Below are 8,383 nucleotides of genomic sequence, written 5' to 3'. Positions count from 1 at the left end.
GGCGGGGGTGGGGTTTAATGACCCCGGGGGGGGGGGGGGGGTGGGGGGGGGGCCGGCCGGGGTGCCCGTGGGGGGGGTTTTGGGGCTACGCCACCCTCTGGGTGCCTTCGCGGTCGCCGCCGGGCTGGGGCTCGCCCTCGCCCCTTCCCTGTTCACCGTTTCGTACGGCGGCGCCCTCGCCCTCTTCGCACTGCTGATGGGCCGCAGGGCCGAGCACGCTCGGCCCGCCGTCATCGCCTTCGCGGGAATCGCGGTCGCCGGCACCGCCAAGATTGCCTGGCGGGGCGTCGACCCCGTCGTCGAGTGGCTCGTGTTGATGGGGACCCTGCTCTTCGGGGCCGTCTTCCCGTGGCTCGCAGGCCGCTACTGGCGCCAGGGACGCGAACTCGCCGCCGCCGGCTGGGCCCGCGCCGGCCACCTGGAGCGCGAGCAGCGCATCGTCGCCGACCGCGCCCGGCTGCGGGAGCGGGCCAGGATCGCCCAGGACATGCACGACTCCCTGGGGCACGAGTTGAGCCTCATCGCGGTCCGGGCCGGTGCGTTGCAGGTCGCCGCCGACCTGCCGGACCCGCACCGCGCCGCCGTCGCCGACCTCCGCGCCGCCGCTTCGGACGCCACGGACCGGCTGCACGAGATCATCGGGCTGCTGAGAGAAGACGGCGACGAGGCCGCGCCGCTCGCCCCGGCGGGCGAGACCGTCGCGGAGCTGGTCGAGCGCGCGGCAGGCTCGGGACTCCCGGTCCGGTACATCGCCGAGGGTGACGCGACGCGCCCCGAGTCGACCGGGACGGAGTCCGAACGCACCGTCCACCGAGTCGTCCAGGAAGCCCTCACCAACGCCGCCCGGCACGCCCCCGGCGCCCCGGTGACGGTCGAGAACGTGCGGGACGCGGTCACGGGCACGACCGTCGTGACCGTGACCAACGGTCCCGCCGAGCAACCGGCAGCCCCCGCGCCCGGCGGCGGCTCGGGCATCGTCGGGCTGAAGGCCCGGCTCTGCGACCTCGGCGGCACCCTCGACGCAGGCCCGCACGGCGACGGCTTCCGCGTCGTCGCACGGCTCCCCGCAGGGCACACCACCCCTGCGCCCGCCCCCGCACCGGGCGGCGTCGTCATCTCGTACGCGAGACGGCGGACGGCTCTCGCCTTCGGGGCCGCCGTCGCCACCGGCGTGCTCCTCGTCGGTGGCGCCTTCGCCTGGTACGCGTACTCCCGCTCGCACTCGGTCCTCGAACCCGCCGACTACGCGCGGCTGCGCGTCGGACAGCCGCAGGACGCGGCCGAGCGGCTGCTGCCGGACCGGGCCGCGTCCGATCCGCCGAAGGAGCGCGCCCCGAGCCCGCCGCCGGCGGGCGCCGACTGCCGCTACTACCGCGCGAGCGGTGAACTCTTCGTCACCGTCGAGCACTTCAGGGTCTGCTTCGAGGGCGGGGCTGTCGTGGAGAAGAGCGTGATCCCGAAGGCCGGGGGCCGCGAGAAGGCACTGGAAGAGGAGAAGGAGTGGGTGCGGTGATCCGCGTACTGCTGGCCGACGACGAGGCGATGATCCGCGCGGGCGTCCGCGCGATCCTCGGCGCGGGCGATGACATCGAGGTCGTCGCGGAGGCGGGCGACGGGCGCGCGGCCGTGGAGCTCGCGCAGGCCCACCGGCCCGATGTCGCGCTGCTCGACATCCGGATGCCGGGGCTCGACGGCCTCGCCGCGGGCGAGGAGACCGTACGGACGGTGCCGGGCACCGCGGTCGCGATGCTGACGACGTTCTCCGAGGACGCGTACGTCGCACGGGCGCTCGGCGGTGGAGCCACGGGGTTCCTGCTGAAGTCCGGCGATCCGCACGAACTCATCGCGGGCGTACGCGCGGTGGCGGGCGGCGCCGCCTTCCTCTCGCCGAAGGTGGCCCGGCACGTCATCGACGGCTACGGCGCCCGGCGCGTCGGCCGCGGTGCGCAGGCCCGCTCCCGGACGGCCGCCCTGACCCCGCGGGAGCGGGAAGTTCTCGGCCTGGTGGGGGAGGGGCTCTCCAATCCGGAGATCGCCGCCCGCCTCCACCTAGTCGAAGGCACGGTCAAGGCATACGTGAGCGCGGTCCTCGACCGACTGGGGGTCAAGAACCGCGTTCAGGCGGCGATCGTGGCGTACGAGGCGGGGATTGTGGGGGGTTGAATGCCGCGCCCGAAGGGGGCGCGGGGAACTGCGCGAGCAACCACGACGTCACCCGCAGACATGCACGGCCCTTGCCCCGCAGGGCCTCAGCGGCGGTGCGACACAGGCGTGTGCGGTGTCGCGTACGTCGCCGGGCCCGGGCCCGCGAACCACCGGACGACCCCGGTCGAGGACCCCCGCATGCTCTCGACGACCCGCGCCACGGGCCGAGTGGCCAGACGGACGAGCAGGAAGGCCAGCACGGCGCCGAGGATCAGGCCGACGGCCACGTCGTGCGGATAGTGCACGCCCACGAAGACCCGCGAGAAGGCCATGAGCACGGCCATCGGCAGCGTCAGCGCGGCGATGCGCGGCCAGGCGACGGCGAGGCCGACCGCCGCGGCACCGGCGATCGTCGAGTGGTTGCTGGGGAAGGACCAGTCGCCGTGCGGCGGGCACGCGACGAGCGGTGCGAGCGCCCCGGAGACCGCCCGGCACGGGCGCTCCTCGTCGATCCCCGATTTGATCAACTCGCTGCACACATACGCCACCGCGGTGACGAGCGGGGCGAGCACCGCTATCGCTACGGCGCGCGGGTCACCGCGCCGGGAGCGCCACCAGGCGACTATGAAGAGCACGCCGAAGAGCAGCAGTCCCAGCTCCGTCCACACCTCGGCGGTGTGCTGCACCCAGGCCGGGGTGTCGTGGGCGAATTCGGTGATGTCGCGGTAGAGATCGTCGGTCATGGTGTCCATGATTACGGACGGTACGGAGTGGGCCCGAATCGTCACATCCGGCGATCGACCTGTCCCGACCCCTGACGACAGACAGGGGTGAGGGGGGAACGGGCTGTAGCCGAGGCAAGCGGAGTGGGTCGTTCCGAGATGATGATCCGCAAACTTTGTTGCCTGGGGCGGCGGGTGGGGCAGGAGAAGGCCCGGATCTCTCGTAAGGTTTGGGCGTGGGATCTCTGCGCAATCCGGTCGGGCCGCTTCCCTCCACCATTTACTGGCGTCGGAGGGCCGTTCTGCTGTCCCTTGTCGGGCTGCTCGCGCTCCTCGCTGTGTGGGTGCTGACGCTGGGCGGTGGCGGCGGGAAGAACACCGCCGACGGGCCGTCAGGTTCCGGGCCCGCCACGTCCATCACACCCGGCCCCTCCGGCTCCGGGCCCGCCATCAGTGAACACCCGGGCGGGCGCGACGAGTCGGACGGCGAGGGCTCCGGAGGCGGCTCGGGCTCGGGCGGCGGTTCAGGAGACGGCTCGGGCTCCGGTGACTCCGACGGTGACTCCGACGGTGCCTCCGGCGGCGGCGACGGCAGCGGGTCGGACGACGGCGCCAAGGGCGGTGGCGGCGCGGGCAGTCAGCTGCCCGCGGGGTCGCGGCTGCCCGACTGTGTGCGCGGCGACGTGAAGTTGAAGCTGCGCAGCGTCCAGAACACGTACGAGATCGGTGAGAAGCCGAAGTTCGAGATCATCGCCCAGAACGGTGCGGGCAAGGCCTGCAAGGTGGATCTCGGCGGCAAGGGAACGGTCTTGACGATCACTCAGACCAAGAGTGACAAGGAGGTCTGGTCGTCGGCGGACTGCCCTGCCGGGGGCGGCAGCCTGCTGCTGCGCGTGCCGGGGGACGGGCGCGTCACGCACACCGTGGAGTGGGACCTGCGGCCTAGCGCACCGAACTGCGCGACTCCCTCCGCGGGGGGAGTCGACCCGGGTACGTATCTCGTCGAGGCCAAGTCTCCGGGCCTGGGTTCGGCGCAGGCGTCGTTCGTGCTTGAGGAGAGCTGACGGTCGATGGGCGGTTTGCCGCGCCCCGTAAGGGGCGCGGCAGAACTGCGCGACCAGCCCCCCCCCACCGGCCCGCAGATCCATGGCCGCACTCCCGGCAGAGCGCTAGACGTACCGCTCCAGGATCGACGACTCGGCAAGACGCGAGAGCCCCTCGCGGACGCTCCGGGCCCGCGCTTCACCCACCCCGTCCACCGTCTGAAGGTCATCGACGCTCGCAGCGAGCAACTTCTGCAGTCCGCCGAAGTGCTCGACAAGGCGGTCGATGATCGCGCCCGGCAGCCGCGGCACCTTCGCCAGGAGGCGGAAGCCCCGCGGCGAGACCGCGGAGTCAAGGGCCTCCGGGGAGCCGGTGTAGCCCAACGCCCGTGCCACGATCGGCAGTTCGAGCAGCTCCGCATGGCTCAGCGCGTCCAGCTCGAAGAGCGCCTCGTCCACCGTGCGGGAGCGCTTCGCGGTCGGCTCCGGGACGTAGTCCCGGACCACCAGCTCGCGCTCCGGCTCGACGCCCGCGATCAACTCGTCCAGTTGGAGGGCGAGCAGACGGCCGTCGGTGCCGAGCTCCACCACGTACTCGGCGATCTCCGTGGCGATGCGGCGCACCATTTCCAGGCGCTGGGCGACCGCCGTGACATCGCGGACCGTCACCAAGTCCTCGATCTCCAGGGCGGAGAGCGTGCCCGCGACCTCGTCGAGGCGGAGCTTGTAGCGCTCCAGGGTCGCGAGCGCCTGGTTCGCGCGGGACAGGATCGCCGCCGAGTCCTCCAGGACGCGGCGCTGTCCGTCCACGTAGATCGCGATGAGGCGCATGGACTGGGAGACGGAGACCACGGGGAAGGCAACCTGCTTGGACACGCGGTCCGCGGTGCGGTGCCGGGTGCCCGTCTCCTCGGTGGGGATCGTCGGGTCGGGGACGAGCTGCACGCCCGCCCGCAGGATCTTGGTGACGTCCTTGTCGATGACGATGCCGCCGTCGAGCTTGCAGAGCTCGCGCAGCCGCGTCGCCGTGAACTCGACGTCCAGGATGAAGCCGCCCGTGCACATCGATTCGACGGTCTTGTCCCAGCCGAGGACGATGAGCCCTCCGGTGTTGCCGCGGAGGATCCGCTCGAGGCCGTCGCGCAGGCCTGTGCCCGGCGCGACCGCGCTCAGGGAGGCGCGCATCAGCCCATCTGCACCGGAGCTTCCACCGGGCTTGCCGGGAGCTGACGCCCGGTCGTTGGCTGCCACTGCACTCCTCGGGTCGCGGGTTGTCCAAGCCCCGGTCCGTACGACTGCTTCGTACGGATGGGCGAGACCAGGGCAAAGTCTACCGGCGGTCTTCCTCCTCCCGCGGGGCCTCTCTGCGACGCGACCTCGGAAGCACGCGCAGCGCGTCCCCCATGTCGGCGACTTCGGTGACCTTCATGCCGGGCGGGACCTTGCCGGGGTCGGCGGGAACGAGGGCGTGCGTGAAGCCCAGACGGTGCGCCTCGGCCAGTCTGCGCTGGACCCCGGTGACCCGTCTGACCTCGCCCGCGAGGCCCACTTCGCCGATCGCGACCAGGTTCTTGGGCAGCGGGGTGTCGCTCGCCGCGCTGGCCAGGGCGAGCGCGATGGCGAGGTCCGCGGCCGGCTCGGAGAGCTTCACGCCGCCCACCGTGGCGCTGTAGATGTCGCGCTTGCCGAGCGCGGAGATGCGGCCGCGCTGCTCCAGGACGGCCAGCATCATCGAGACGCGGGAGGTCTCGAGGCCCGATGTGGTGCGGCGGGGGGAGGGGATCTGCGAGTCGACCGTGAGCGCCTGGACCTCGGCCACCAGGGGGCGGCGGCCCTCCAGGGTGACCGTCAGGCAGGTGCCGGGAACGGCCTCCGCGCGGCGGGTGAGGAAGAGGCCGCTGGGGTCGGCGAGGCCGGTGATGCCCTCGTCGTGCAGCTCGAAGCAGCCGACCTCGTCCGTCGTCCCGTAGCGGTTCTTGACGCCTCGGACGAGACGCAGGCGCGCGTGGCGGTCGCCCTCGAAGGACAGGACGACGTCCACGAGGTGCTCCAGGAGGCGCGGTCCCGCGATCGCGCCGTCCTTGGTGACATGGCCGACCAGGAGCGTCGACATCGCGCGCTCCTTGGAGGCGCGGATCAGGGCGCCCGCCACCTCGCGGACCTGGGCCATGCCGCCCGGCGCCCCGTCGATCTCCGGCGACGCGACCGTCTGGACCGAGTCGAGGATCAGGAGGGACGGCTTCACCGCGTCCAAGTGGCCGAGCACGGCGGCGAGATCGGTCTCCGCCGCCAGGTAGAGGTGGTCGTCGATGGCCTTGATGCGGTCCGCGCGCAGCCGGACCTGGCTCGCCGACTCCTCGCCGGTGACGTAGAGCGTGCGGTGCTCGTCACTGGCCGCCTTCGCCGCCACGTCCAGGAGCAGCGTCGACTTGCCGACGCCCGGCTCGCCCGCGAGCAGCGCCACGGCACCGGGGACGAGGCCGCCGCCCAGGACGCGGTCCAGTTCCGGTACGCCGGTGGAGCGGGCGGTGGCCTGGCGGCCGTCGACCTGGCCGATGGGCAGGGCGGAGGAGGTGACGCGGCCGGGGGCGGTGGTGCGGACAGCGGGCGCGCCGTACTCCTCGACCGTCCCCCAGGCCTGGCATTCGGGGCAGCGGCCGAGCCACTTGGCCGTCTGCCAGCCGCACTCGGTGCAGCGGTAGGACGGCCGGTCCTTGCTCGACTTCGTACGGGCAGCCATGAACCGAACCGTAGCGGGCAGCACTGACAACGCGGCACGCGCGCCGATCCCCAGGGGGCGCGGGTCACGGAATCATGGGTTCCTGTCCCCTTTTGAGGGATCTGTTCACCCGTAAGGATTAAATGTGCTCAAGAGGGAAGAGGGACCCGGCATCATCCGCCTAACTTCGCACGGGTGATGAGCAGCAGGCCGGAATCCCCCACGCAAGCAACCGGCGCACACCGGGCGCACAGAGACGCGCGCCAGCGCGTAGTGCCCCGCCCGGTGCCGCACGCGCCGCCCGCACGCTACGAACCTTGTCTGGACGGCCTGTTCACGTACTGCCTGTCCGTCCTCTGTGATCACGACGCCGCGACCACCGCCCTGGGCGACGTACTGGCCATCGCCGAGCGCCGCGGCTCGCGCGGTCCCGCCGCCGCGTCCGAACTAAGACCCTGGCTGTACGCGCTCGCGCGCTGGGTCTGCCTGCGGGCGCTCGCCGACGCCAGGCGCAAGCGGCAGGGCGGCGCGCACGCCTCCGCCGGGAGCGCCTCCCCGAAGGCCTCCGCTTCCGCCGCGCGACAGCCGGACGACGAGACGGACCGGCAGCGGCGCCGCGAACTCGCCCAGCTGGCCTGGCCGGAGGCCGCGGGGACGACTCCGGAGCAGCGGGAGGCCCTGGAGCTAGCCGTCCGCCACCAGCTCGCCCCCCAGGAGGTCGCAGCCGTCGTCGGCCTCGACCTCGGCAGGACCCGCGACCTCCTCGCGTCCGCCGCCTGCGAGGTGGAGCGCACCCGGGCCGCGCTCGCCGTCGTGGAGACCGGCACCTGCCCGATCGTCGCCCGCCTCACCGGCGACAACCAGCTCCTCCTGGGCACGGCCCTGCGCCGCGAGCTCGTCCGGCACGTCGACGACTGCCCGCGCTGCCGGCTCACCGCCGAGCGCGCGGGCTCCGGGGCGTGGCCCGGCACGGCGGCCTCGCCGGCCGCGCTGCCCGTCGTCGAGGCACCGCGCCCCGCCGTGCACGTGGCGATGGCGCACGTCCCGCGCGCGCGTGGCGGCGCTCCGCGCTTCGACCGGCGGGGCTTCCCGATGGACCCCAAGGACCACGCCGCCCGCCGCGACCGGCTACGCGCGCGTGCCGTGACGACAACGGTCGTCGCCACCGTGATCGCCGCTCCGGTGCTCGCCCTCTGGGCGGCATACCGCGGGGCGCCGCTGACCGGAGAGGGCGCGGACGGCACCTCCGTCAGCGCCAGCGAGGCGGGCGGTCCCCACGGCATGGACGGCGACCGGCGCCGTGAGGACTACGAGAACGCGGGCAACGCGCAGGCACCGCCGGACCACCGGTTCACCGCGGGCAGCCGCTCACCGGACGTCTCCGTAGAGGTCATCAGCGGCGGTTCGCCGCCGTCGCACTCCTCGACGGGGCCCGGTCGGCTCACCGTGGCGGCACAGCCGAGCGGCGGCACGACGCTGATCACGCTGACGGCCTCCGGGGGCGAGCCGGTCCGCTGGTCGGCGAGCGCCGGCGCCTCCTGGCTCTACCTGAGCCGCTCCTCCGGAACGCTCTCGCCGGGCGAGACGTTCACGATCCGGGTGTACGTGGACCACGACCGTGAGCCCGCTGGCCACTGGAGCGCGCGGGTGTCCATCGCCCCCCCGGGGGCGATCGTCACGAACAACGCGTACTCGCGTGGCAAGCGCCCCACCTCCCCGCCCCCGCCGCCGAAGCCCACACTCCCCTCCCCGAC

Annotated in this window: 7 protein-coding genes; 4 read left to right on the top strand and 3 right to left on the bottom strand. The window is 73.2% G+C overall.

Annotation, left to right across the window (positions count from 1 at the left end; translation table 11 throughout):
• The first annotated feature begins 79 nt into the window (after positions 1–79).
• Positions 80–1,513: a sensor histidine kinase gene (locus ACFWY6_RS42150; RefSeq protein ID WP_384702192.1), complete on the top strand. Its 1,434-nt coding sequence runs from the start codon at positions 80–82 to the stop codon at positions 1,511–1,513.
• The gene (locus ACFWY6_RS42145) at positions 1,510–2,163 is read left to right on the top strand and encodes a response regulator (RefSeq protein ID WP_384702189.1); all 654 of its coding nucleotides are present in this window, start codon (positions 1,510–1,512) and stop codon (positions 2,161–2,163) included. The genes ACFWY6_RS42150 and ACFWY6_RS42145 overlap by 4 nt, the downstream gene beginning before the upstream one ends.
• Before the next feature lie 86 nt (positions 2,164–2,249).
• On the opposite strand, the gene ACFWY6_RS42140 is transcribed toward ACFWY6_RS42145, so the two are convergent.
• Positions 2,250–2,897 (bottom strand): phosphatase PAP2 family protein, encoded by a 648-nt coding sequence (locus ACFWY6_RS42140; RefSeq protein WP_360774470.1) that lies wholly within the window; start codon positions 2,895–2,897, stop codon positions 2,250–2,252.
• Between the two features lie 206 nt (positions 2,898–3,103).
• On the opposite strand from ACFWY6_RS42140, the gene ACFWY6_RS42135 reads away from it, so the two are divergent.
• Positions 3,104–3,931, top strand: coding sequence for a hypothetical protein (locus ACFWY6_RS42135; protein WP_384702185.1), 828 nt, complete (start codon positions 3,104–3,106; stop codon positions 3,929–3,931).
• 105 nt (positions 3,932–4,036) lie between these two features.
• Here ACFWY6_RS42135 and disA read toward each other — a convergent pair whose 3' ends face one another.
• Both disA and radA read right to left on the bottom strand, forming a co-directional pair.
• On the bottom strand, positions 4,037–5,161 hold the full coding sequence (disA, locus tag ACFWY6_RS42130) for a DNA integrity scanning diadenylate cyclase DisA (protein WP_266863671.1): 1,125 nt from the start codon (positions 5,159–5,161) through the stop codon (positions 4,037–4,039).
• 79 nt (positions 5,162–5,240) lie between these two features.
• Positions 5,241–6,650, bottom strand: a complete 1,410-nt coding sequence (gene radA / locus ACFWY6_RS42125; protein WP_384702181.1) for a DNA repair protein RadA — start codon at positions 6,648–6,650, stop codon at positions 5,241–5,243.
• Between the two features lie 174 nt (positions 6,651–6,824).
• Here radA and ACFWY6_RS42120 point away from each other — a divergent pair.
• Positions 6,825–8,383: hypothetical protein (locus ACFWY6_RS42120; protein ID WP_384702178.1), on the top strand; the 1,559-nt coding region annotated here is incomplete at its 3' end.

The sequence above is a fragment of the Streptomyces sp. NPDC059037 genome (assembly GCF_042740015.1).
Lineage (GTDB): Bacteria > Actinomycetota > Actinomycetes > Streptomycetales > Streptomycetaceae > Streptomyces.
This window is presented reverse-complemented; position numbering and strand designations above follow the sequence as displayed.

Coding starts and splice junctions, on each gene's coding strand:
- ACFWY6_RS42140 (WP_360774470.1), bottom strand. CDS start 2,897: ATGGACACCATGACCGACGATCTCTACCGCGACATCACCGAATTCGCC.
- radA (WP_384702181.1), bottom strand. CDS start 6,650: ATGGCTGCCCGTACGAAGTCGAGCAAGGACCGGCCGTCCTACCGCTGC.